The 22,475-nt window shown below is 70.9% G+C and carries 22 protein-coding genes; 9 read left to right on the top strand and 13 right to left on the bottom strand.

Features of this window, described 5'->3' with window-relative positions; genetic code table 11:
• Positions 1–80: 80 nt before the first annotated feature.
• The gene (locus tag ACFQVD_RS03000) at positions 81–1,988 is read right to left on the bottom strand and encodes a WD40 repeat domain-containing protein (RefSeq protein WP_343963358.1); all 1,908 of its coding nucleotides are present in this window, start codon (positions 1,986–1,988) and stop codon (positions 81–83) included.
• A 348-nt stretch (positions 1,989–2,336) separates the two neighbouring features.
• Positions 2,337–2,690 (bottom strand): hypothetical protein, encoded by a 354-nt coding sequence (locus ACFQVD_RS02995; protein ID WP_343963356.1) that lies wholly within the window; start codon positions 2,688–2,690, stop codon positions 2,337–2,339.
• 87 nt (positions 2,691–2,777) lie between these two features.
• On the opposite strand from ACFQVD_RS02995, the gene ACFQVD_RS02990 reads away from it, so the two are divergent.
• Together ACFQVD_RS02990 and ACFQVD_RS02985 are read left to right on the top strand one after the other, a co-directional pair.
• A complete protein-coding gene (locus tag ACFQVD_RS02990; RefSeq protein ID WP_343963355.1) occupies positions 2,778–3,473 on the top strand; it encodes a TetR/AcrR family transcriptional regulator in 696 nt (231 codons plus the stop codon).
• Positions 3,474–3,682: 209 nt separating this feature from the next.
• Positions 3,683–3,937: a hypothetical protein gene (locus tag ACFQVD_RS02985; RefSeq protein ID WP_343963354.1), complete on the top strand. Its 255-nt coding sequence runs from the start codon at positions 3,683–3,685 to the stop codon at positions 3,935–3,937.
• 92 nt (positions 3,938–4,029) lie between these two features.
• Here the strand turns inward: ACFQVD_RS02985 and ACFQVD_RS02980 are convergent, their stop codons facing one another.
• Entirely contained in the window at positions 4,030–4,410 is a 381-nt protein-coding gene (locus tag ACFQVD_RS02980) for a winged helix-turn-helix transcriptional regulator (protein ID WP_343963353.1), read from the bottom strand.
• 145 nt (positions 4,411–4,555) lie between these two features.
• Here ACFQVD_RS02980 and ACFQVD_RS02975 point away from each other — a divergent pair, with 145 nt between their 5' ends.
• Positions 4,556–4,963 carry a RidA family protein gene (locus tag ACFQVD_RS02975; RefSeq protein WP_343963352.1) on the top strand — a complete coding sequence of 136 codons (408 nt, stop codon included), beginning with the start codon at positions 4,556–4,558 and terminating at the stop codon, positions 4,961–4,963.
• Positions 4,964–5,144: 181 nt separating this feature from the next.
• On the opposite strand, the gene lysA is transcribed toward ACFQVD_RS02975, so the two are convergent.
• On the bottom strand, positions 5,145–6,428 hold the full coding sequence (gene lysA / locus ACFQVD_RS02970; protein ID WP_343963351.1) for a diaminopimelate decarboxylase: 1,284 nt from the start codon (positions 6,426–6,428) through the stop codon (positions 5,145–5,147).
• A gap of 144 nt (positions 6,429–6,572) precedes the next feature.
• On the opposite strand from lysA, the gene ACFQVD_RS02965 reads away from it, so the two are divergent.
• From ACFQVD_RS02965 to ACFQVD_RS02945, 5 genes are read left to right on the top strand one after another with little or no spacing between them, the layout of a single operon-like run.
• Complete coding sequence (locus ACFQVD_RS02965; RefSeq protein WP_343963350.1) at positions 6,573–7,457, top strand: ABC transporter substrate-binding protein; 885 nt, start codon at positions 6,573–6,575, stop codon at positions 7,455–7,457.
• Positions 7,448–8,368, top strand: coding sequence for an amino acid ABC transporter permease (locus ACFQVD_RS02960; protein ID WP_343963349.1), 921 nt, complete (start codon positions 7,448–7,450; stop codon positions 8,366–8,368). The genes ACFQVD_RS02965 and ACFQVD_RS02960 overlap by 10 nt, the downstream gene beginning before the upstream one ends.
• Positions 8,368–9,132 (top strand): amino acid ABC transporter ATP-binding protein, encoded by a 765-nt coding sequence (locus ACFQVD_RS02955; protein ID WP_343963348.1) that lies wholly within the window; start codon positions 8,368–8,370, stop codon positions 9,130–9,132. The genes ACFQVD_RS02960 and ACFQVD_RS02955 overlap by 1 nt, the downstream gene beginning before the upstream one ends.
• A complete protein-coding gene (locus tag ACFQVD_RS02950; RefSeq protein WP_343963347.1) occupies positions 9,129–10,733 on the top strand; it encodes an N-acyl-D-amino-acid deacylase family protein in 1,605 nt (534 codons plus the stop codon). The genes ACFQVD_RS02955 and ACFQVD_RS02950 overlap by 4 nt, the downstream gene beginning before the upstream one ends.
• Before the next feature lie 49 nt (positions 10,734–10,782).
• A complete protein-coding gene (locus ACFQVD_RS02945) occupies positions 10,783–11,592 on the top strand; it encodes a serine hydrolase (protein WP_343963345.1) in 810 nt (269 codons plus the stop codon).
• Between the two features lie 197 nt (positions 11,593–11,789).
• On the opposite strand, the gene ACFQVD_RS02940 is transcribed toward ACFQVD_RS02945, so the two are convergent.
• The 6 genes from ACFQVD_RS02940 to ACFQVD_RS02915 all read right to left on the bottom strand — a co-directional run bounded on the left by ACFQVD_RS02940 (position 11,790) and on the right by ACFQVD_RS02915 (position 17,743).
• Positions 11,790–12,701, bottom strand: coding sequence for a LysR family transcriptional regulator (locus tag ACFQVD_RS02940; protein WP_343963344.1), 912 nt, complete (start codon positions 12,699–12,701; stop codon positions 11,790–11,792).
• Between the two features lie 120 nt (positions 12,702–12,821).
• Complete coding sequence (locus ACFQVD_RS02935) at positions 12,822–13,478, bottom strand: ABC transporter ATP-binding protein (protein WP_343963342.1); 657 nt, start codon at positions 13,476–13,478, stop codon at positions 12,822–12,824.
• A complete protein-coding gene (locus tag ACFQVD_RS02930) occupies positions 13,471–14,406 on the bottom strand; it encodes an ABC transporter ATP-binding protein (protein WP_343963341.1) in 936 nt (311 codons plus the stop codon). The genes ACFQVD_RS02935 and ACFQVD_RS02930 overlap by 8 nt, the downstream gene beginning before the upstream one ends.
• The gene (locus ACFQVD_RS02925; protein WP_343963340.1) at positions 14,403–15,215 is read right to left on the bottom strand and encodes an ABC transporter permease; all 813 of its coding nucleotides are present in this window, start codon (positions 15,213–15,215) and stop codon (positions 14,403–14,405) included. Before ACFQVD_RS02925 ends, ACFQVD_RS02930 begins: the two co-directional genes overlap by 4 nt.
• The gene (locus ACFQVD_RS02920) at positions 15,216–16,196 is read right to left on the bottom strand and encodes an ABC transporter permease (RefSeq protein ID WP_343963339.1); all 981 of its coding nucleotides are present in this window, start codon (positions 16,194–16,196) and stop codon (positions 15,216–15,218) included.
• Positions 16,193–17,743 carry an ABC transporter substrate-binding protein gene (locus tag ACFQVD_RS02915; RefSeq protein WP_343963338.1) on the bottom strand — a complete coding sequence of 517 codons (1,551 nt, stop codon included), beginning with the start codon at positions 17,741–17,743 and terminating at the stop codon, positions 16,193–16,195. The genes ACFQVD_RS02920 and ACFQVD_RS02915 overlap by 4 nt, the downstream gene beginning before the upstream one ends.
• 253 nt (positions 17,744–17,996) lie before the next feature.
• On the opposite strand from ACFQVD_RS02915, the gene ACFQVD_RS02910 reads away from it, so the two are divergent.
• Complete coding sequence (locus ACFQVD_RS02910) at positions 17,997–18,452, top strand: GNAT family N-acetyltransferase (protein ID WP_343963337.1); 456 nt, start codon at positions 17,997–17,999, stop codon at positions 18,450–18,452.
• A 226-nt stretch (positions 18,453–18,678) separates the two neighbouring features.
• Here the strand turns inward: ACFQVD_RS02910 and ACFQVD_RS02905 are convergent, their stop codons facing one another.
• Genes ACFQVD_RS02905 through ACFQVD_RS02895 form a run of 3 tightly spaced genes read right to left on the bottom strand, consistent with a single transcriptional unit; the run spans position 18,679 to position 22,466 of the window.
• Entirely contained in the window at positions 18,679–20,148 is a 1,470-nt protein-coding gene (locus ACFQVD_RS02905) for a dihydroorotase (RefSeq protein ID WP_343963336.1), read from the bottom strand.
• Positions 20,141–21,577, bottom strand: coding sequence for an MmgE/PrpD family protein (locus ACFQVD_RS02900; protein ID WP_343963335.1), 1,437 nt, complete (start codon positions 21,575–21,577; stop codon positions 20,141–20,143). Before ACFQVD_RS02900 ends, ACFQVD_RS02905 begins: the two co-directional genes overlap by 8 nt.
• Positions 21,570–22,466 (bottom strand): cyclase family protein, encoded by an 897-nt coding sequence (locus ACFQVD_RS02895; RefSeq protein WP_343963333.1) that lies wholly within the window; start codon positions 22,464–22,466, stop codon positions 21,570–21,572. The genes ACFQVD_RS02900 and ACFQVD_RS02895 overlap by 8 nt, the downstream gene beginning before the upstream one ends.
• Positions 22,467–22,475 lie beyond the last annotated feature (9 nt).

Raw genomic sequence — 22,475 nt, 5'->3', positions numbered from 1 at the left:
CCGCCGGCGCGGGACTCAGCCATCCAGACGGACGACGAACAGAACCCGGCAACCCCACGACACGCCGACCTGACGAAGCACTACCGGTCCAGGTGCCATGCGCGGACGAAGCCCGCGTGGTCGACCGACAGAAGGGTGCGCTCGTCGGGCGAGACGAAGAAGGCCGACACCTCCTCACCGTGGCCGACGAAGTGGTCGAGGAGTTCGCCGCTCGTGCGGGCGACGACGACGCGCCGCGCGTCGCGGTCCCACCCGATGACGCGGTCGGCGCCGATCTCCCGGTGCCAGTGGACGGCGCCGATCGGGTCGGGGAACTGACGGATCCTCGGCGGAGCGGCCGGGTTCTCCAGGTCGATCACCGCGTAGCCGCCGGGGATCCGGTGCAGCACGTGGCGGCCGTCGTGCGGGTCCCGGCCGATGTCCCGGGGCAGTTCGTGGAGCAGGAGGCACCGCTCGGGATCGATCAGGAACGCCCGTTCCGGGCGGGAGTAGGTCTCCAGCACGATGTGCGGCCCGATCGCGGAGATCCTCGGCCAGTTGACCGGAGCGATGCTCAGGTCGATGGACGCCTCGTCGATCGCGAAGTTCTGGGGGTCCGTCCTCTCCCGGGTGTTCAGATCGATTCGCAGCAGGGGGAAACCGGGCCGGGGGTGGTAGTGGCCGTCGACCATGTAGGCGGTGTCGCCCGCGATCTGCGGCGGCCCCGGGGTCTGGGCGTGCCACACGAGCCGTCCCGTCGCCACCTCCCAGGCCCGCAGCGTGTCCCAGGCCGTGTGCCAGACGAGGTCGCCGCGGAAGAACAGCGTGGCCTGGCGCTTGACGAACCTGTCGAGAGCGGGGAAGTCCTCCAGGGCCACCCCCCGCATCCGATCCGGCCGCTCGAAGTCGAGCCTGGCGAGCGTGCCCTCGCGGACGATCCAGTGCTCGCCGTCACGAGCGCCGTGCGCGACGCCTTCGGCCCAGCGGGTGATCGCCGCACCTCGCGGAGGTGCCAGGAGTCGGGGCTCGCCGAGGCGTTCGATCGCTCCGGTCACGGTGTCGCAGCGGTGGACGACGCCGTCGCGTCCGCCGAGGGCCACCATGGCGCCCCGTTCGGCGACCGCGAGGGCAGTCACCGCCGCGTCGCGGTCGGGCTGGCGGCGGCTGCCCGTCCGCCTGAGGACCCCCTGTCCCGCGGATGCGAACTCCGGGACGCGGCTGAGCGAGGCCAGCACCTTCTCCTGGGAACGGTCGGCCACCGGTTCCACGTAGAAGACGGCGGCGTCGGCCTCCAGGTCCCAGACCTGAACGTCACAGCCGGTCTGCAGGACCGCCAGATGCCCGCGGTCCGGGCTGAACGCCAGCGGGCCCGCCCATGCGCCGGCCAGTTTCCGGTGGTCTCGGTCTTTGGTCTGCCGCCCGCTCTTCGCGGAGACACGCCGCAGCCGCCAGCTTGGATTGTCGGCCTCCCACAGGTGATCGGGCTTGTCGGCGAAGCGCACCGACACCTGCCGGACTCCGTCCCTGCCCCCGCGGTTCCAGACGTGGAGTTCGGCGCCGGTGCGGGCGTCGTGAACACGGACGCGGAGGCGGTCCTTGACCACCACGAGGCGCCGCCCCGAGGGATGGACGTCGAAGTCGGTGGTCTCTCCGTCGGCGATCGGCGTCCATGTCGACTCTCCCAGCTCGCGGTCGAGCCGGGCGACGTACGAGTCGCCCGCCAGCCACACGTCGCGCGGTGTCACCGTGACGAAGTGCGCGGGATGGTCGAGCACATGGTCGGCCTCGACCTCCATTGCCGTATTCCAGGCGATGACACGCCGCGCCGACACGCCCAGGATTCGCGGGCCGTCGGCCACCAGGTCCAGCACCGGGTCGTCCGAGTCGTCGCGCACCACACGCACCGTGCTGGGGGATCCGAGGTCCCAGGACTCGATCCGCCCGTCCTCGCGCGCCACGACCAGGAATCCGGCCTGCCCGAACGCCATCGCGGTGATCGCCGCAGCCATCCGCTCTTCCTCCCGGTGTCACGTGTAGGTCTGTATCTGCTCCCGCCGCGCCGCTTCGAGCGCGCGGGATCAGAGAGAAGTTAGAGACCGCGACTGGTGAGCGACTTGTCGATCAGTGGGAGGCCACGGGCCGGTGACGAGCTCGATGATCCAGCTGCGTGGCCGAACCGGTCGGCCGGGTGCGGAATGCGGGTCCGCTGGAGAGCGATCGTGAACATCGGAAGGCGCCCGCCCGTGTGTGACGGCCCGCACAGGTTCACCGCCCGTCCGGCGGCCACCTATGGCACGGTCGTGGTCGAGAACCTCGACTCAACCGGCGCCTGGCCCGCGCGGTCGCCGACACGGGACTCAGCCGTCCAGCCGGACGGTGACGGTGACGCGGCCCGCTTCGTCACGTCTTGCGACCGCGTGCCCGGTGTGGTCGCTCCCATCCAGCTGTAGCGATATCGGGCCCCCCTCGTCCAGGAAGTTGCGCCACCACACCTTGGCGTCGGGAAACTGAACGCCGATCGTGACGGTGTCGGCCGAACGCCGGAAGGCGACGGGTGTGCTGAAGGTGCGTCCCGAGCGGCGTCCCGTGTAGGTGACGACCGTGAGGTGTCCGCTGATGAACCGGCCCCATCGAGGCGAGGAGCGCAATGTCAGGACACAGGAGTTGAAACGGCCGATCGCTCGCTTCGGAAGTGCTCTCCGGTATCGCACAGAACCTCCATCATGACGGGTGTCTCCTGCCGGCCAGCGTAACCCGATAAGTGGAGAGCCCCATCCACTTGGCCTAAAGTGAGAGACATGAGCGCTGAGACCTCTCGTATGCCGACCGTCCCCGACGCGGCCGCGGGGTTGCGCGCCGACGCGCGGCAGAACCGCGACCGCATCGTCGAGGTCGCCCGCGAACTGTTCGCCGACCGCGGACTCGATGTGCCGATGGCCGCGATCGCCCGGCACGCCCAGGTGGGGATCGCGACGCTCTACCGCCGTTTCCCCACGAAGGAGTCGCTGGTCACCGAGGTGTTCGCCGATCAGTTCAAGGCATGCGTGTCGGTCCTCGACGACGCGCTGGCCGATCCGGACCCGTGGCGCGGGTTCTGCACGGCCATCGAGAAGGTGTGCACCATGCAGGCCGTCGACCGCGGCTTCAGCACGGCCTTCGTCGCGGCGTTCCCCGACGCGGTCGACATCGAGCAGGAACGCGACCGCGCCATACAGGGGTTCGCCGAGCTGACGCGACGCGCCAAGGCGACCGGGCGGCTGCGCGCCGACTTCGCGCAGGACGACCTCGCCCTGCTGCTCAAGGCCAACTGCGGCGTCATCACCGAATCCGCCGAAGCGGCCCTGGCCGCGTCCCGACGGCTCGTCGCCTACCTGCTCAGCGCCTTCCGCGCCGAACAGGCCGGGCCTCTCCCGCCACCCGCCGCGCTCGATCTGCACGACGTCCTGAACTCACCGGCCTCCACCACTCGTCCCGCACCAGACCCGGCGACCTGAATTCCTGAGGCCAGAGGCAGACCGCGGGACCGCCGGCCGCTCGCCCATCCGAACTCAGCACAGGCCCCACCAGCCTTCCCAGCGGCTCACAAGCGTCTTCCAAGGAAGATCACACACTCTGCCGGCAGGACGTCACGTGTTCGGGACGCGATTCTCGCGGGAGTCGTATTTCAGTTGGCACGTGTTTCTTCACGAAGGGCAGGAAGAAAATGAGAGCTCGTCGTCTGGCCACAGCGGCACTGGTGGCCGGTGGACTTGTCTTCGGCGCCATGGCCGGCCCCGCCGCGGCCGCCACCACGGCGGCCTCCGCGCAGGCCGCCCCATCCTGGCACCTCGCGGGCTACTACCAGTACAAGAACGACTGCAACAGGACCGGTTTCACAGCCATCACCAACGGCGGCATCGTCCAGGCTTACAGGTGTGACCTCGAAGGCTCCCGCTTCGCCCTTTATCTCTACTACTGAAATAGCCTGAGAAAACGTCGGCTCGGGGCGGATCTCTCCGTGAGTCCGTTCCGGGCCGACCGTGCAGGCCGCCCGTGGCCGTGCTCCGCTCCTCAGGCGTCGAAGCGGCGGCGGGATGCCTCGATGTGACCGAGGTAGCGGCTGGTCCAGCCGCACATTCCGTCGACCGTCGCCCGCAGGGCCTGGCCCGGCTCGGTGAGGGTGTACTCGACCCGCGGCGGCACGGTGGGGTACACGCGCCGCTCGACCAGGCCGTTGCGCTCCAGCATGCGCAGGTTCTGGGTGAGCATCTTGTGGCTGATGCCCTCGACCTCGTTCCGCAACTCGCTGAAGCGCAGGGTGCGTTCACCGAGAAACTCGATGATCAGGAACGCCCACTTGTTAGCGACGTCCGAGAAGATCTCCCTCGCCAAGGAGTCCGCGCGCGTCAGGTCCGCCTCGTTGGGCGAGCCCTTGAACTGCTTGGTCACCATAAGGTTCCCCAGTCACTGAATAGTGCGTTCTTCCATGTCAGCGGCCACTCTCCTACAGTTCCCGAGTAACCACAAGAGACCAAGAGCGTCTCGGTTGGTAGAGGCGAGCCCACGCACGGGCTCTCATGACGAGGAGGCGGGCAGCATGGCCATCACCCTGGTGAACCCCAGCGGATTGCCGGAGATCGATGCCTACCGGCAGGTGTCGATCGCGACCGGGTCGAAGCTGGTCTTCATCGCCGGACAGGTCGCCTGGGATGCCGACGGGGTCACGGTCGGCGAAGGCGACCTCGCCGCCCAGGTCGAGCAGTGCTATCTCAACATCGGCACCGCCCTGGCCGAGGTCGGCGGTTCCTTCGACGACGTGGCGAAACTGACCGTCCACGTCGTCGACTGGACCTCCGACAAGATGCCCCTGCTCCTGGAGGGGATCACTCGGGCGGCCGCGAGGCTGGGGGTCACCCCGGTCCCGCCGGCCACGCTGCTGGGCGTCGCGGCACTGGACGTACCCGACCATCTGGTCGAGGTCGAAGCCACCGCGATCATCGACTGAGCGGAGGTTCTTCGCCCCGAGCCTGTTCTCGACCTCGGGGCGAAGAACGGTGTCCGCTCACCCGGGCATCCGCCGGGCCGATCAGTGCTCCTCGTCGGTGAGCAGGAAGTCGGGCCGGAAACGATCCCAGCCCGGCACGTTCAGCGCGTTGAGCGCCGAGACGATGCGTTTCTCCTACCCGTCAACGCAGGTAGAGGCGGAGCAGGTCCTCCTCGGTCTCCCGGCGCACGATCGCCCTGGCGACCCCGTCGCGGACGGCGACCACCGGGGGCCGCGTCACGTGGTTGTAGTTGCTCGCCATCGACCGCTGGTAGGCCCCCGAGGCGGGGATCGCCAGCAGGTCGCCGGGCCGTACGTCGGCGGGCAGCGGAAGGTCCCGGACGAGCACGTCGCCGCTCTCGCAGTGCTTGCCGACCACGGTGACCTCACGCGGGGGGGCGTCCGAGGAGCGGGAGGCCAGGAGCGCGGTGTAGGCGGCGCCGTACATGGCGGGGCGCGGGTTGTCGCTCATCCCGCCGTCCACGCTGACGTAGGTGTTGACGCCGGGGATCTCCTTGACGGTGCCCACCTCGTAGAGGGCGACGGCGGTGGGTCCGGCGATCGAGCGGCCCGGCTCGACGGCGAGCCGCACCTGGGCGGGTACCGCCTCACGCAGCGCCGCGACCACCTCGGCCGGGCGGGGCGGGACCGGGTCGCCGGGCCGGTAGACGATGCCCAGGCCGCCGCCGAGATCGAGCTTGGGGATCGTCACGCCGTGCTCAAGCTCGCAGGCCAGCAGGAAGTCGGCCATCCGGCGGGCGGCCAGGGTGAAGCCGCCCAGATCGGTGATCTGCGAGCCGATGTGGGAGTGCAGCCCGGTCAGCTCCAGTGAGGTGGTGGCCAGGACCCGGCGGACCGCCTCGGCCGCCAGTCCGGCGCCGAGCGAGAACCCGAACTTCGAGTCGTCGCCCCCGGTGGCGATGAACTCGTGGGTGTGCGCCTCCACCCCGGGGGTGACCCGGATCATCATGCGCTGCCGTATCCCCGCCTCGTCCGCGAGGGCGGCCAGGCGCTCGATCTCGGTGAAGGAGTCCACGACCACGCAGCCGACGCCCCAGGTGACGGCGCGGCGCAGCTCGGCGACCGACTTGTTGTTGCCGTGGAAGACCACCCGCGCGGGGTCCATGCCCCCGGCCAGGGCCACGGCCAGCTCGCCCCCGGTGCACACGTCGAGGCAGAGTCCGGCCGCCTCCAGCCAGCGCACCACCTCGGGGCAGAGGAAGGCCTTGCCGCCGTAGTGCACCTCCCCGTCGGGGAGTGCCTCCCGCCACTCGGCGCAGCGGCCCTGGAACTCCTCCTCGTCGAGGACGTAGGCGGGTGTGCCGAATTCGGCGGCGAGCTCCCGTACGCCGATCCCGCCGATGCGGAGTTCCCCGCCGGTCCATGCCGCGGTGCGCGGCCAGCCGTTCTCCATCACCAAGGTCATGGTGTCGAAGGTAGAGACTGATGGCTTTTGTCCGGTCTTAGCGGCGAAGTTTTCGATGCTGAGACTCGCAAGCATTCATGTGTGTTGGGGCCGTTACCTCCCGTCGACACCATAAACTCAACTTTTCGCAAACTAGGAGATTTCGTGACAAAGCGCCTGTATTCGGTCATTGCTGTCGCGCTGGCGGTATCGGCATTCGCCGGCGGTTGCGGGCGCTCGTCGTCGGGAACCGACGCCGACGCGGGCGCCACCTCGGCGGCCGGCAAGACCGCCAAGGAACTGGTGCCCGAAGCCGTCCGCGAGAAGGGCGAGCTCCGGATGGCGACCTCGGAGGGCTACCCGCCGATGGAGATGTACAAGCCGGGCACCCAGCAGCTCACCGGCGTCGACCCGGACCTCGCCGAGGCGATCGCGGCCAAGCTCGGCCTGAAGGCCAAGGTGACCAACGCCGCCTTCGACGGCCTGATCCCGGGCCTGCAGGCGGGCAACTGGGACGTGGTGATGTCCTCGATGAGCGACACCGAGGAGCGCCGCGCGGCCGTCGACTTCATCGACTACTTCAACGCCGGCGGGGCCATCATGGTCAAGAAGGGCAACCCCGAGGGCATCAAGACCCTTGAGGACCTGTGCGGCCGTACCGTCGTGCTGGCCAAGGGCAGCTCGAACCTCGCGATCGGGCAACGGCAGGACGAGAAGTGCGCCAAGAAGATGCAGATCATGCAGAGTGAGGACGCGCCGACCGGCCTGCTGAGCATCGACTCCGGCCGCGCGGTCGCCACCATCGTGGACTCGCCCGTCGCGGCGATGTACGCCAAGGAGACCGGCAAGTACGAAGTGCTGCCCGAGCAGTACGACGCCGGCCCCTGGGGCATCGCGATCGACAAGCGCAACACCGCGCTGCGCGACGCCGTGGCCAAGGCCATGCAGGAACTGAGCGCCGACGGCGGTTACCAGGCGATCCTGGAGAAGTACGGCGTCGCGAGCAACGCGGTGTCCGAGGTGACGGTCAACACCAAGCCATGGAAATGACCAGAACGGCCGCGGACACCGAGAATCCGCACCTGCCGATCGACGCGCTCCGCCCGCCCCGGCCCGGCCGGTGGATCACGGCGGCGGTCGCCGGACTCGTCCTGGTCTGGCTGGCCTACACGATCATCGTCAACGAGAACCTGCACTGGGACGTCATCGCCGCGTACCTGATGGACGGCAGGGTCCTCGGCGGCCTGTGGGTCACGATCCAGCTCACCGTGCTGTCGATGGTGATCGGCCTGGCGCTGGGCGTCCTCGCCGCGGTGATGCAGCTGTCCGGCAGCCCCGTGCTGCGGGGCGCCTCCGGGCTCTACACCTGGTTCTTCCGCGGCACCCCGCTGCTGGTACAGCTCATCTTCTGGTTCAACATCGGGCTGGTCTTCCCCACCTTCGGCATCGGCCTGCCGTTCGACGGCCCCAAGCTGATCGAGTGGCAGGCCAACGAGCTGATCACGCCCTTCACCGCGGCCCTGCTCGGTCTGGCGATCAACGAGGGCGCCTACATGGCCGAGATCGTCCGGGCGGGCATCCGCTCGGTGGACCCCGGCCAGCGTGAGGCGGCCGAGGCGCTCGGCATGTCGCACCGGCAGGTGCTTCGCCGGGTGGTGCTCCCCCAGGCGATGCGGGTGATCATCCCGCCCACCGGCAACCAGTTCATCTCGATGCTCAAGACCACCTCGATGGTCTCGGTCATCGCCGGGGCCGAGCTGCTGACCGTCTCCCAGCGCATCTACCTCGGCAACTTCGAGGTGATCGCGCTGCTCATCGTGGCCTCCATCTGGTACATCGTGCTCACCACCATCGCCAGCGTCGGCCAGCACTTCATCGAGAAGCGGTTCGAGCGCGGCCACCACGCCCTGCAGGTCAGGGTCCGCCGCAACCTGCGGCCGTTCAGCAGGGGGAACGTCTGATGGCCGAGCCCATGGTGAGCATCCGCTCGGTGCGCAAGTGCTTCGGCTCCGTCGAGGTGCTCAAGGGCATCAGCCTGGACGTGCCGGTAGGCGGCGTGGTCTGCGTCGTCGGCCCGTCCGGGTCCGGCAAGTCGACACTGCTGCGCTGCGTCAACCGGCTGGAGACCATCGACTCCGGCCGCATCCGGGTGGACGGCGACCTGATCGGCTACGCCGAACAGGGCGACCGGCTCCACCACCTGAGCCCCGCCGGGCTCTGCCGCCAGCGGCAGGACATCGGCATGGTGTTCCAGCGCTTCCACCTCTTCCCGCACCGCACGGCGCTGGAGAACGTCATGGAGGGCCCGGTGGTCGTCAAGGGCGTCTCCAAGAAGGACGCCAGGAGCAGGGCAGTGCAACTGCTGGAACGGGTCGGCCTGGCGGACCGCGCGGACCACTACCCCGCCCAGCTCTCCGGCGGCCAGCAGCAGCGCGTGGCGATCGCCCGCAGCCTGGCCATGGACCCCAAGCTCATGCTCTTCGACGAGCCGACCAGCGCGCTCGACCCCGAGCTGGTCCAGGAGGTGCTCGCGGTCATGCGGGATCTGGCCGCCAGCGGGATGACGATGATGGTCGTGACCCACGAGATGAACTTCGCCCGCGAGGTCGGCGACAGCCTGGTCTTCATCGACGGCGGGGTGATCGTCGAGCAGGGCCACCCCCGCGACGTGCTCGCCAACCCGCGCCACGAACGCTTCCGCGCCTTCCTCGGGCAGGTCCTGTGACCCACTTCGACCTGCTGCTCCGGGGCGGCCTGGTGGTCGACGGTACGGCGGCGCCCGATGCCGCCCGCCCCGCCGACGTCGGCGTCCTCGCCGGTCGCCTCACGTTGCTGCCCCCGGGAACCCCGGCCGGCTCCCGCCACACCGAGGACGTGACCGGCCTCGTCGTCGCCCCCGGCTTCATCGACGTGCACACCCACTCCGACGGCGTCACCCTGATCGACGGGGAACCGGGCGGCGACCTGGCCTGGGCCGCCGTCCTGCAGGGGGTCACCACGGAGATCTGCGGCAACTGCGGCTCCAGCCTCTTTCCCGCCCTGCCGGAACGGCTGGCCGCGATGCGCGCGGAGAGCCGGGTCTACTTCGGCGGCGACGTCGGGATGTACGAGGGCTTCGCCGAGTTCGCCGCCGCGCACGCGGCCGTACCCCGCGCCAACCATCTCACCTCCCTCGTCGGGCACGGCACGCTCCGCGCCGGAGTGATCGGTCCCGTCGATCGGGCCGCCACCCCCGGCGAGCTGGAGACCATGTGCGCGCTGCTCGACCGGGCGCTCTCGGCGGGCGCGGCCGGGCTCTCCAGCGGGCTCATCTACACCCCCGGCACCTACGCGAGCACCGACGAGGTCGTCGCGCTGGCCGCCGTCGCGGCCGGGCACGGCAAGCCGTACGTCACCCACCTGCGCGATGAGATGTCACGCGTGGAGGAGGCGCTGGAGGAGGCCGTCGAGATCGCGCGCAGGAGCGGCGCCCCGCTGCACATCTCCCACCACAAGACGGCGGGCAAGTACGCCTGGGGACGCACCGAGCGCACCCTGCCCAGAATCGCCGGGCTGCGGGCCGAGGGCATGGACGTGACCTGCGACGTCTATCCCTACACCGCGGGAAGCACGGCGCTGGGCGCGATGCTCCCGCCCTGGGCCTCGGACGGTGGGCTGTCCGCGCTGATGGCGCGGCTGACCGACGCGGGCCAGCGCGACCGGATGCGCCGGGCCATCGCCGAGGGCGTCCCCGGCTGGGAGAACACCGTCGGCAACGGCGGCTGGGACCGCATCTCGATCGCCTGCGCGCCACGCCACCCCGAGACGGAGGGGCACACGATCGCCGAGCTGGCCGCCGCCCGCGGCCAGGACCCCCTCGACGTGGCCGCCGCCCTGCTCGTCGCCGAGCGGGGCGAGGTCACGATCATCAGCCACTCCATGGTCGAGGACGATGTACGGCGGGTGCTGGCCGCGCCGTACTCGATGATCGGCTCCGACGGCGTACCCAAGCCCGGCGGCCGCCCCCACCCGCGCTGGGCGGGGACGTTCCCCCGGGTGCTCGGGCACTACACCCGGGAGCTGGGACTGCTCGGCCTGGAGACGGCGGTGCACAAGATGACCGGCATGGCCGCGGCCAGGTTCGGGCTGACGGGGCGCGGCGTGATCAGTGACGGCGCCCACGCCGACCTGGTCGTCTTCGATCCCGGCTCGATCGCCGACGGCGCCACCTTCGCCGCGCCGCTGGTCCCGCCGACCGGAGTCCACCTGGTGATCGTCGCCGGTGAGAGCGTGGTCCGCGACGGCGCCGGGACCGGCGCCCGGCCGGGGACGGTGCTGGCCACGTGATCGACGGTATCGACGGCGACGGTGACGGTGACCACGGAAGGATGAGGCGATGACAGGGTTCGGCCCGCGGGATGGGAGCGACGCCACCGCGGCGATCACCAGGGTGGCCGTGTCGGTGCCGGGGCTGATCTCCGTCAACGAGGACGTCGAGCTGACCCTCGCCAGTGCCGGCAAGCTGCTGTTGCTCGCCGTGGTGGCACGGGGGATCGCCGAGGGGGAGCTCGACCCCGCCGAGATCGTGGAGCTGCGGGAGGACGACCGCTGCGGGGGTTCCGGTCTCCTCGGCGTCCTGTCCGGCCGCCGCTGGGCGATCGGGGATCTCGCCATGCTCACCGCGTCGGTGAGCGACAACACCGCGACCAACGCGCTGCTGCGCCGGCTCGGCCTGGACCGGGTCGCCGAGGGCGCCGCCGCGCTCGGCTTCGCGCGGACCCGGATCCTCGACCGGATCCGCGAGCCGCGCCTGGCCTCGCACCCGCCGACCTTCGCCGTCGGTACGGCGGGTGAGCTCGCCCGGTTCGCGGCCGGGCTCGACGGCCGGCGGGAGTGGACCCGGCTCCTGCTTGGTTGGATGGCCTGCAACACCGACCGGAGCCTGGTTCCCGCCCTGCTGCCGAGCGAGCCGGAGGCGCGGGAGATCCCCGGCTCCGTTCCCGCCGGGACGGTCTGGGTGGCGAACAAGACCGGCACCGACGTCGGCGTGCGGGCCGACGTGGGGGTGATGATCGGCGCCGGAGGCCGGATCGGCTACGCCGTGCTGGCCAACGGTCCCGCCGGCGGCGAGCACACCCTGGTGGGGCGTGCCCGCCAGGCCGGCCTGGCCATCGGCCGCCTGGCCGGCCTGCCTCTCGACCGCTGACCCGGGACACGCCGGCCGGCCCCGGCCATGCCGGCGTGTCCCCCGGCACCTCGACGACGACGGCTCCGCCCGCGCGGGCGCCCGCGGCGCCGCTGGAAGCCGGTGCCGCTCCACTCGACGGCTTCGGCGACTCGCGGGAGCTCCGCCGTGCTCGGCGCCGCGGGTCCTATCCCGGGTCCGGCCGGGTCGTCGAGGAGTCAGCGCAGGGCGTTGCGGATCTGGGCCGAGGCGTCGCGCAGGTAGTCGATGAAGGAGCGCAGCGCCGGATTGGGGTTGGTCGGACGGGTGGCGGCGCCGATCCTGCGATAGAGGCGGGGCCCGTCCAACCTGCACACCTGGATGCCCGAGGCCCCCTGCGCGCCGAGGCTGGGCACCAGCGCCACCCCCAGCCCGGCCCTGACCAGTCCGAGGGTGACCTCGTAGTGGTCGCTGCGACAGCGGATCATCGGGTTGAACCCCTCCAGCGCGCTGGCACGCTCCAGCACCGAGACCGGGGTGTCGGTGCCGTACGTGGTGATCCACGGCTCGCCGGCCAGGTCGGCGAGCCGTACCCGCTGCCGCTGCCCCGCCGGATGGCCCGGCGGCACGACCAGAAGCTGCGGCTCGTCGAACAGGTGGATGACCTCGACCCCCTCCGGCGGCTTCCAGGGATCGAGCGCGTGCTCGAAGACGACCAGGACGTCCAGCGCGCCGCGCTCCAGGTCGGGCAGGAGCTCGTGCGGCTGGCCGAGCACCAGGTCGAGTTCCACGGCGGGGTGGCGGGCGGTGAAGGTCGACAGTGCCAGCGGCAGCAGCCGGTATCCCGCGGAGGCGAAGAAACCGATCCGCAGTTGCCCGGCGTCGGCCCTGGCCTGCGCCAGCAGATCCTTCTCCGCCGCCTCGATGATGTCGAGCACCTCCTGCGCCCGGGTCGCGAGCCGCCGCCCGGCCGCGGTCAGCCGCAGGCTCTGCGCGCCCCGCTCGACCAGGCCCATGCCGGCCTCCTCCTCCAGCTTGGAGAGCTGGTGGGACACGGCGGAGGGCGAGAGCCGCAGGGTTCGGGCGGCTCCCGCGATGCTTCCCGTCCTGAAGATCTCCAGAAGCACCCGCAGGCGTTGGCTGCTCAGCATCGTTCCAGTATCGGCACCGGCGAGGCGGCCGGACAGCCGGGGGTCACGGGGCCGTTCCCACCCCGTTTCGCTCCTGCGATGCCGGGATGCCGGTGCGATCCACGTACAAGATCGTGTTCGTCACGGAGACGGCTCTCCGGGTCCGGCGAGACCGACGACCTCGTCGGCCCAGCGATCCAGCAGGACCGGGTCGTGACTGATCGCCAGCACTCCCGCCCCGGTACGCTCCCGGTAGGCGTTCACCACCCCGACCAGGTGTGCCTGCGTGGAGGCGTCCAGCATGGTGGTCATCTCGTCGCAGAGCAGGTAGCGGGGTTCCAGGGTCAGTGCCCTGGCCACGCAGGCCCGCTGCAACTGCCCGTCGGAGACCTCGTGCGGCCACCGGGTGAGCAGTTCGCCGGTCAGCCCTGTCTCCCGGGCCAGTTCGGTGACGCGCCCTTCGTCCGGCCGGCCGTTCGCGGCCAGCGGCTCGCCGATCACCTCGGCGAGTTTGAGGCGCGGATCCACCGAGAGCCTGGGTTGCTGGTAGATCAGGGCCACCCGGGTGCGCAGGTCGCGGGCCGCGCGCTGCCGCCAGCGCGTCACGACCGCGCCGTCCACGGTGAGCGTGCCCGACACCGGACGCAGCATCAGCGCCATGACCCTGGCCAGCGTCGACTTCCCGCAGCCGCTCGGCCCGGCCAGGCCGGTCACCTTACCCGGCGTGATCGTCAGGGACGTCTCGTCCAGCGCGGTGTGCCCGCCGTACCTGACGGTGATTCCGGACGCCTCAAGCATGCCTGTCCTCCAGGGCGTGATGGCAGGCCACGCCGCCGTCCATCGGCGGCGGCACGGCGCACCGCCCGGTCTCGTGGCCGCAGCGCGACCGGAACGCACACCCTTCGGGCAGCCGGGTCAGCTCGGGCGGCAGGCCGGGGATGGGGACGAACGCCCGATCCGGCTGGGCCGCCACCAGCCCCGCCGTGTACGGATGACGGGGGCGCCCGAGCACCTCGGCCACCGGCCCCACCTCGACCAGGCGGCTGGCGTACATCACCGCGAGGTCGTCGGCGACCCGTTCGGCGGCGCGCAGGTCGTGCGTGATCAGCAGTACGGCACGTCCCTCGTCGCACAGCTCGCGCAGCGTTCCCATCGCCCGGTCCACCAGCGGCCGGTCCAGCCCGCTGGTCGGCTCGTCGGCCAGCACCAGCCACGGGTCGCCTGCCAGCGCGATCGCGTTCGCCACGCGCTGGGCCATGCCGCCCGACAGCTCGTGCGGGTAGCGGTCCAGCTCCCGCGGGCGCAGGCCGTACCGCGCCGCCAGGTCATCGGCCGTGGCACGCGAGCCGAGTTCGCGTACGGCCTCCTGGAGTTGCGCCCGTGCCGTGCGCACGGGCGTGAGGTGGGTGGCCGGGCTCTGCGGGATGAGCCCGATCTCGCGCCCGCGCACCCGTCTGGCCAGTACGGTCTGCGAGGCGCCGAGCAGTTCCACCGGCTTCTCGCCGCACTCCAGCCATGCCTGGCCGGAGACGGTCGCGTTGTCCGGCAGCAGGCCGAGCAGCGCGTGCGCGAGCACCGACTTGCCGCATCCGGACTCGCCCACCAGGGCCAGGCAGCTACCGGGTCGCACCTCGAAGGTCGCCTCGCTGACCGCCTGCACCCGCGCGCCCGGGATGCGGAAGCTGACGCTCAGCCCCTGCACCCGTAGCCGTCTCCTGCCGGTCACAGTTCCAGCTCCGATCTCCAGCGGGGGTTGTGGCGGTCGCGCCAGTGCTGGGCCAGCACCGACACCGCCAGCGTGGGCGCCAGGATGAACAGGCCGGGCATCAGGCTCGACCACCAGTCGCCGGTGAGCAGCGAGCGCTGCCCATCGTTGATCATGTTGCCGAGTGAGGCCAGGTGCGGTGGGAGTCCCAGGCCGAGGAAGCTCAGCGCGGTCTCGTGCCAGATCGCGTGGGGCATCATCAGCACCGTCGCCAGCATCAGGTGAGGGAGAAGGTGCGGCAGGAGATGGCGGCGGACCACCCGCGTCCTGGTCGAGCCTCCGGAGATCGCCGCCTCCACGAACGGGCGCGAGCGCAGCGAGAGCACCTCGGAGCGCACGATCCGCGCCGCCGTGGTCCAGTGCGTCACACCCACGGAGACCACCACGGCGGCGGCGCTCGGCGCGAACAGCGCGACGATGAAGATGCCGAACAGCAGGTGCGGCAGGGCGTTGAAGCCGTCCACCACCCGCATGAGAAGACGGTCGGGCAGTCCTCCCAGAGTGCCCGCCGCCAGGCCCACGAGTCCGCCGATCACCATGCTGACCAGCGCGGCCACCAGGCCCACGAGGAAGGAGACCCGCAGGCCGTAGATCGACCGGATCAGCACGTCCCGCCCGACCTCGTCGGTGCCGAGGGGGTGCGAGAGCGAGGGGGGCTGCCCGGCCGCGCGCAGGTCCACCAGGCTCTGGTCGAGTTGCACGACGGGCGGCACCAGGAGTACGGCGAGCGCCAGCAGCACCAGGGTGCCGATCGCGAATCTCACCGGCATTCAGCCCACCCCCAGCGTGCGCACCCGCGGATCGGCCACGGTGTAGGCGATGTCGGCGAGCAGATTGCCGACCAGTACCGCCGCCGTACCCAGCAGCGTGAGCGCCGCCAGCAGCGGGAAGTCCATGGCCAGCGCCGACTGTACCGAGGCCGCGGCGACGCCGGGCCAAGAGAAGATCGTTTCGACCAGGATCGCGCCGGTGACCAGCTCCGGCATCCGGGTCCCGAGCAGGGTGAGAAAGGGCAGCAGCGCCGACCTCAGCGCATGCCGCAGGATCACGGTTCGCTCACGCAGGCCACGGGCACGCGCGCCGATCACGAAGTCCTCCCGCAGCACCCCGATGACCGACTCCCGCACGTAGAGCACCAGCCACGAGGACTGGGAGATCGCCAGCACCGTGACCGGCAGGACCAGGTGCGCGGCCACGTCAGCGGGGCTGGTCGTGGTCGACGCCGCGTCGGTCAGGCCCCCCGCCGGCAGCCAGTCCAGCTGGACCGCGAAGACCCAGATGGCCAGCAGCCCCAGCCAGAACACCGGGGCGGCCTCGTTGGCGAACGCGCCGCCGGTGATCACCCGGTCCATCCAGGAGCCACGCCGCCAGGCGGCGAGGGTGCCGGCCACCAGGCTGCCGGCGAACATCAGCACCAGCGCCGAGCCGGTGGCCAGCAGGGTCCAGCCCAGCCGCTCCCCGATGATCTCGCTGACCGGCCGGTGGAAGGAGCGCGACTCGCCCAGCTCGCCGCTGACCAGATTGCCGAACCAGGTGGCGTACTGCTCGAGGAACGGCCGGTCCAGGCCCCAGTTCCGCCTGATCGACTCGATCACCTCCGGAGAGGTGACCAGCGCGCGTTCGCCGAGGTACTGCCTGACCGGGTCGAAGGGGGACGCCTGGGCCAGCGCGAACATGCCGATCGTGACGGCCACCAGCAGCGGCACCGCGAAGGCCGTCCGCCAGGCGACCATCCTGAGTATCGCTCTCACGCGACCGGCTTCCAGGTGTGGATGCCGGCGAACAGGCCGCCGGTGGCGTGCTCGTGGCCGTCCACGCCCGGCACGATCCCTTCGTACCTGCCGCGGATCACGTACACGTGCTTGAGGAAGACCAGGTACGAATAGACCTCGTCGTCCCTGACGACCTTCTGGAAGTCGGCGTAGATCCGCTCGCGTTCCGCCTGCTCGCCCGCGGCCCTGCCCTGCTCCAGCAGCCTGTCGGCCTCGGGGTTGTCGTAGCGGCCCGGGTTGAAGAAGCCCTGGCCCTTGAAGTCGGAGTGGAACAGCTCGTAGTTGACGTAGTCGGGGTCGTACGGGCTGCCGAACCCCATGACCGCCGCGTCCCTGTCCAGTCGCGCCTCGATCGCGTCCCAGTCCAGGCCGATCGGCTCGACCCGCAGGCCGATCCTCTTGGCGTCGGAGGCGGCGGCCAGCGCGAGTTCCTTGCGCAGCGAGTCGCCCGCCGGATACATCAGGGTGAACTCGGCGTCCTTGCCGTCCTTCTCCCTGATGCCGTCCCTGCCCATGGTCCAGCCCGCCTCGTCGAGCAGCCTGCCGGCGGCTTCGGGGTCGGTGCCGCCGGTCACCTCGGGGTTGTGCCATCCGGTGTCGGGCGAGATCGGCCCGTAGGCGGGGACGCCCGCGCCGGCCAGGATCGTGTCGACCATCGCCTGCCGGTCGAGGGCCAGGCCGAACGCCCTGCGTACGGCCAGGTCGCCGGTCACCGGCCGGGTCATCGGGAACACGATCGCGCGATAGTCGGCGCTCGGCACGTCGTACACGGTCATGTCCTGCCTGCCGCGCAGCCCGGCGGCGGCCTTCGGCGGCAGCACGGTGGCGTCGAACTCGCCCGCCCGGACCCGGGTCGCGCGCACGTTGTCGTCGGGTGCGAAGGCGAGCACCAGCCTGGAGATCGCCGGAGCGCCACCCCAGTACTCCTTGTTCGCCTCCAGCACGATCTTGTCTCCGGGCGTCCAGGAGACGAACCGGTAGGGGCCGCTGCCGACCGGCCTGGTCTTCTCCATCGTGCCCGCCGGCACGATGCCGAGCGTGGTGCGCTGCACGAACGGCGCATAGGGGTAGCGGAGGCCGAACACCACGGTCCGCGCGTCGGGAGCCGCCACGTCCTTGATCGCCGAATAGTCGCTCCTGATCGTGGAGTTGTTGCCGGGATCGAGCAGCGCCTCGTAGGTGTACTCCACGTCCTTGCTGGTCAGCGGCTTGCCGTCGTGGAACTTCAGCCCCTCTTTCAAGGTGAAGGTGACGGTCGTCCCGTCCTCGGAGACGGTGGGCGGCTCAGCGGCGAGCGCGGGCTTGATCGTCAGGTCGGGTGCCCGGCTCATCAACCCGTCGAAGATCAACGAGCCCCCGTCAGGGGAGAACCCGAGCACCGGGCTCAAATTGTCGAATTCCGAGCTCAGACCGATGACGAACGTGTCATCCGGCGGGTCGGCCGGCCCCTGGGGAGCGGAGCAGGCCGCACCGGCCAGGGCGAGGACGACGCACAACGTGGCGGACTTCTGGAGAAGTTTTGTCACAAGAGAACTTCTATCACTTGCAACTAACTTGCAATAACTTGGGATGGACTTCCCGTGGAGCTCAGGTTGCGTTCACCCCTCACCCGACCGGGGCGGCAAGGGGCCGCGCGGCGCTATCGAGGAGGTCTCGCCGCCCAGCGGCGCGAGTGGGTCGTGCCCTCAGGACGGCTGCGGTTCTCCGCGGCACCCGCCTTCTGGTTTCACGGTGTTCGGTGGGAAGATCGATTGTTCCCACGAGAGGATGGGCGCGGAATTGAAGATCGTAGTTGATGACCTCTCCGGTCCGGAGATCGCCGGATTCCTCGACGAGCACGTCCAGGAGATGCGGTCCATCACTCCGCTGGAGAGCAAGCACGCCCTCGACCTGGAGAGCCTGCGCAGGCCCGAGATCACGTTCTGGTCGGTCATGGACGGTGACAGCCTGGTCGGCTGCGGCGCGATCAAGAGGCTGGACGCGGGCCACGCGGAGATCAAGTCGATGCGTACCAGGCCGACGCGCAAGCGGAGCGGAATCGCCTCCCTCCTCCTGGAGCACATCGTCACCGAGGCCAGGCGCATGGGATTCACCAGGCTGAGCCTCGAGACCGGGGCGACCGAGTTCTTCCTGCCCGCTCGGAAGCTGTATGAGAAGTTCGGGTTCGAGTACTGCGACCCGTTCGCGGACTACGCACCCGACCCGAACAGCGCGTTCATGACGAGAGCGCTCTGAGGACCTGACCGCCGGCCTCCCGCGAGGACGCCCGGCGCGAACGCCTCACCGCCGTCGTGCCGTCCGGAACCCGCACTCCCGGAACTCCTCGGCGGCCTCGCGGGACCACTGCCGTTTTCGACGCATTCCCGGTTGTGAGAGGTCACCGGGCGTTCGAAGCGGCGTGGCCACGAACGAACGCGACCGGGCCCCGCTCTTCGAGCGGGGCCCGGCGTGCAGGAACCGGTCAGGCGATGCCGGTGGGGCGGTGGATGTAGCGGCCCACCGGGTCACCGACGATCTTGCCGCCGTCGAGGACCCGGTTGCCGCGGACGAAGGTGTCGGTGACCCGGGCGGTCAGCTCGAAGCCCTCGAACGGGGTGTACTCCTGGGTCGACTCCGAGTCCGCGGCCCGGACGGTCCAGGTCCGGTCCGGGTCGACAAGGCACAGGTCGGCGTCCAGGCCGACCGCGATGGCGCCCTTGGTGCGCAGGCCGTAACGGGTCGCCGGGTTCCGCGAGGTGAGCGCCGCGATCCGCCCGTAGGACAGGCCGCGGCGACGGCCCTCAGTGATCATCCCTGAAAGCAGGTACTCGGCTCCGCCGAAGCCGGACTTGGCGACGAAGATGTCGTCACGCGGCTCGCCGAACTTCGTCTCGTCCCGGCAGCAGGCGTGGTCGCTGACCACCCAGTCGACGGTGCCGTCCAGCACGTACTCCCACAGCGCCTCGACGTCCTCGCGGGGCCGCAGCGGCGGGTTGACCTTGCCGCCGAGGCCGTGCGCGGTGGTGATGTCGGCCAGCAGGTGGCCGACGGTCACCTCGCGCCGGAAGTCGATGTGGGGGAACGCGCCGGCCATCCGGACCGCGGCGTCCACCGCCTTCCTGGACGACAGGTGCAGCAGGTTGATGGTGGGCAGGCCGGTCTCGTGGGCCAGGTAGGAGGCGATGGAGACCGCCAGCCCCTCGGAGTGCGGCGGCCGGGAGGCGTGGTAGGCGGCCAGGCCGCTCAGGTCTCCGGCGTCCTCCACCATCTTGGTGTACGCGCTCATGATCTCGGCGGTCTCGCAGTGCAGCGACAGCGAGATCTCGTCGGCGAGATCGGGGAAGCGCTCCCTGGCCGCCTGCACGCCGCGCATCACGAACTCGAAGTGCGCGTAGTCGTAGCGCTCCCCTGGCGAGATCATCAGGAAGGAGTTCTGGTCGGCGGAGCGGCCGTGCAGGCCGTGGCTGCCGTAGAACATGAAGACCTTGAACGAGGTGACGCCGAAGCGCTCGATCAGGTCGGGGATCTCCCCGATGTGACCGCGCGACATCGGCGCGAGGTGGAAGCCGTAGTCGACGTAGGCGCGGTCGGCGGCGGCGTCGAGCACCTCGGGGAAGAAGTCGGCGTACTCGCCGCCCTTGTTGAGGTAGTACTGGCCGGTCCGCATGTAGGTCAGCGCGGTGGTGACACCGCCCTGGGCGCTCGCCCTGCTCTCCGAGACGGCGTCCTCGCCCAGCGGGTTGTAGATGCCCCAGTGCTGGTGGGCGTCCACCACGCCGGGGAAGGCGAGCTTGCCGGCGCCGTCGACGACCTCGCGGGCCGCCGAGGCGTCCAGGCCGGGCTCCACCCTGGCGATCCGCCCGTCCTTGATGGCGATGTCCGCCTCGACGGGCTCGTCGCGGTCGTGCGAGACCACGCGGACGTTCTTCACCAGCAGGTCATACTCAGTCACGGCCGTCTCCTGTCGCGTGCTGCGGCTCCGCCACCAGGCGGAGCAGGTCTCCGATGTCGTCCAACTCGTCGAGCCGTGCCACCCGGTCGGTCACGGCGTCCATGGCGGCGGCCGACAGCCGCCCTTCGGCGTTGTCGCGGAACTTCGCCGCCAGCTCGCCCGCCGAGAGCGGCCGCTGGGGGCCGCCCCTGTTGGTGAGCACCTCCTGGCTCCACTCCCGGCCGTCGGCGTCGCGGGCGCGCAGCACCGCGGGGAACTGGTGGGGGAAGATCTCGGTGGCGCGCTCGTCCGCCACCACCTCGACCTTGGCCATGAGATCCCTGCGGAGCGGGTCTCGGGCCAGCTCGTCGGTGAAGTCCGCGAGCCCCACACCGAGGCCGCCGCCGCCCAGCAGCCCGGCCGCGACCGCGTACGGACCGCTGAACTGCGCCTGGTAGCCGGTCTCGGGAGTGCGCTTGCCGTCGATGGGCTCGCCGATCGTCCGGATGACGGGCGCGGGGACGCCCAGCGTCAGGCTCTCCACCCGAGAGGGGTCGAGCCCCTGCTCGCGCAGCCCGATCGCGGCGTCCACGGCGGTGTGCACGAAGTGGTTGGCGGGGTAGGGCTTGAAGAAGATCCCGGGGGCCGCCCAGTCGGTGCCGAGGCCGGAGGTGATCTCCGACGCCTCGTAGCGCCCGTGCAGGAACGCCTGGAAGAAGCCGAACCTGCCCTCAAGCACGGTCGGCGGCCCGGTGAAGCCACGCCTGACCAGCTCGGCCGAGGTCACCGCCGACTGCGCCGCCCAGCCGCAGTGCAGCCGCTTGACGGTGCCGCCGGTGCGGTTGGCCTCGATGATGCCCGAGGCGGTGGAGGCGGCGACGCCGAGCGCGTCGAGCACGCCCTCGCGCGGCAGGCCGAACAGCACGGCCGCGGCGACGGCGCCGCCCAGGGCCCCGCAGATGGACGTGGCGTGCTGGCCGTGCTCGAAGAACGTCGAGTTGCCGGCCTCGCGGTCGTAGCCCGCCATACCGACCCGTACGCACACCTCCAGGCCGACCGCGATGGCGTGGATCGTCTCGCGGCCGGACGCCCCGGCCAGTTCTGCGGCGGCCAGCGCGGCCGGGACCACCGAGGCGCTGGGGTGCAGTACCGAGGGCAGGTGGGTGTCGTCGTAGTCGAGGGAGTGGGCGAGCACCCCGTTGGCGAGGGCGGCCAGCGGTGCGGGTACCGCGGAGCCGCCGCCCACCACGTGGGCCTGGGGGCGCCCGCCCTGGTCGCGGACGTACTCCACGATGGCGGTGCTGGTCGGCAGCCGGTGCGCGGCCACGCACAGCCCGATCACGTCGAGCACCCGCTTGCGGACGCTGTCGACGACGTCGGCGGGCAGCGTCGAGTAGGAGGTGTCGACGGCGAAGTCGGCCAGTTGACGGCCGAGCGTCGGCTCAGCCACGGCGATCCGCCTCCCCGGCGGCCTCGGCGCTCCGGCCGACGATCGCCAGCGGCCGCACCGGCGAGCCGGTGGCGCCGAAGAGCGCCAGCGGCGACAGCACGAAGGTGAACTCGTGCACGCCGTGCAGGGCCGCCTCCTCCAGGTTCATCGTCTCGATGATGTAGACGCCGGACTCCACCAGCAACACCCGGTGCGCGGGCAGCACGCTGTGCCCCTGGCCCGGGGCCAGGCACTCGAAGGCGATGGTGTCGGCCCCGGCGGCGCGCACCCCGCGCTCGGCCAGCCAGTACGCCCCCGCCTCCCCCACCCCTGGGACGCCGGACTCGGAACCGATGTAGACCGTGCGGTCGGGATCGGAGAAGCGACCGCCCCACCCGCTGCGGATCAGCACGACGTCACCGGCCTCGACCTCGGTGCCCTGCTCCCGTACGGCCCGGTCGAGGTCGGCCGGGGTGATCTCGTAGCCCGGCTCGCAGGAGGCCACTCCCAGCGCGGCGGGCAGGTCGAGCAGCACGCCCCTGCACACCATCGGCGCGACCGTGTGGATGCCGTGCTCGGGGTAGCGACCCCCGACACAGGCCGCCGCCGCGTCCGCGCCGCCGTGCAGCAGGCCGTCCTGGGACACATGGGCCAGCGCGTCGATGTGCGTGCCCACGTGGGTGCCCATGACGAGCATGTCGTTGGCCGCCGACCCACCGTCGGGGCGCACCTTGTCTCCGTGGCGGCGCGGGAGCGTGTGGGTGTACGCGGGGTGGTTGGGCGACTGCGGCATGCCCGCGTAGAACGGGCGGCCCAGGTCGTACACGGTCACGCCGCCGCGTACCGCCTCCAGCAGGGGGTCGCGTACCGTCTCTCCCGGTGGGGTGGCCAGGGTGGTGGATGTGCTCACGTCGTCTCG

The organism is Streptosporangium amethystogenes subsp. fukuiense (assembly GCF_042665875.1).
In the GTDB taxonomy this organism is placed as follows: domain Bacteria; phylum Actinomycetota; class Actinomycetes; order Streptosporangiales; family Streptosporangiaceae; genus Streptosporangium; species Streptosporangium fukuiense.
This window is presented reverse-complemented; position numbering and strand designations above follow the sequence as displayed.

Coding starts and splice junctions, on each gene's coding strand:
- ACFQVD_RS02940 (WP_343963344.1), bottom strand. CDS start 12,701: ATGCTGAGCAGCCAACGCCTGCGGGTGCTTCTGGAGATCTTCAGGACG.
- ACFQVD_RS02975 (WP_343963352.1), top strand. CDS start 4,556: ATGGCCATCACCCTGGTGAACCCCAGCGGATTGCCGGAGATCGATGCC.
- ACFQVD_RS02960 (WP_343963349.1), top strand. CDS start 7,448: ATGGAAATGACCAGAACGGCCGCGGACACCGAGAATCCGCACCTGCCG.
- ACFQVD_RS02990 (WP_343963355.1), top strand. CDS start 2,778: ATGAGCGCTGAGACCTCTCGTATGCCGACCGTCCCCGACGCGGCCGCG.
- ACFQVD_RS02985 (WP_343963354.1), top strand. CDS start 3,683: ATGAGAGCTCGTCGTCTGGCCACAGCGGCACTGGTGGCCGGTGGACTT.
- ACFQVD_RS02980 (WP_343963353.1), bottom strand. CDS start 4,410: ATGGTGACCAAGCAGTTCAAGGGCTCGCCCAACGAGGCGGACCTGACG.
- ACFQVD_RS02955 (WP_343963348.1), top strand. CDS start 8,368: ATGGCCGAGCCCATGGTGAGCATCCGCTCGGTGCGCAAGTGCTTCGGC.
- ACFQVD_RS03000 (WP_343963358.1), bottom strand. CDS start 1,988: ATGGCTGCGGCGATCACCGCGATGGCGTTCGGGCAGGCCGGATTCCTG.
- ACFQVD_RS02935 (WP_343963342.1), bottom strand. CDS start 13,478: ATGCTTGAGGCGTCCGGAATCACCGTCAGGTACGGCGGGCACACCGCG.
- lysA (WP_343963351.1), bottom strand. CDS start 6,428: ATGACCTTGGTGATGGAGAACGGCTGGCCGCGCACCGCGGCATGGACC.
- ACFQVD_RS02945 (WP_343963345.1), top strand. CDS start 10,783: ATGACAGGGTTCGGCCCGCGGGATGGGAGCGACGCCACCGCGGCGATC.
- ACFQVD_RS02925 (WP_343963340.1), bottom strand. CDS start 15,215: ATGCCGGTGAGATTCGCGATCGGCACCCTGGTGCTGCTGGCGCTCGCC.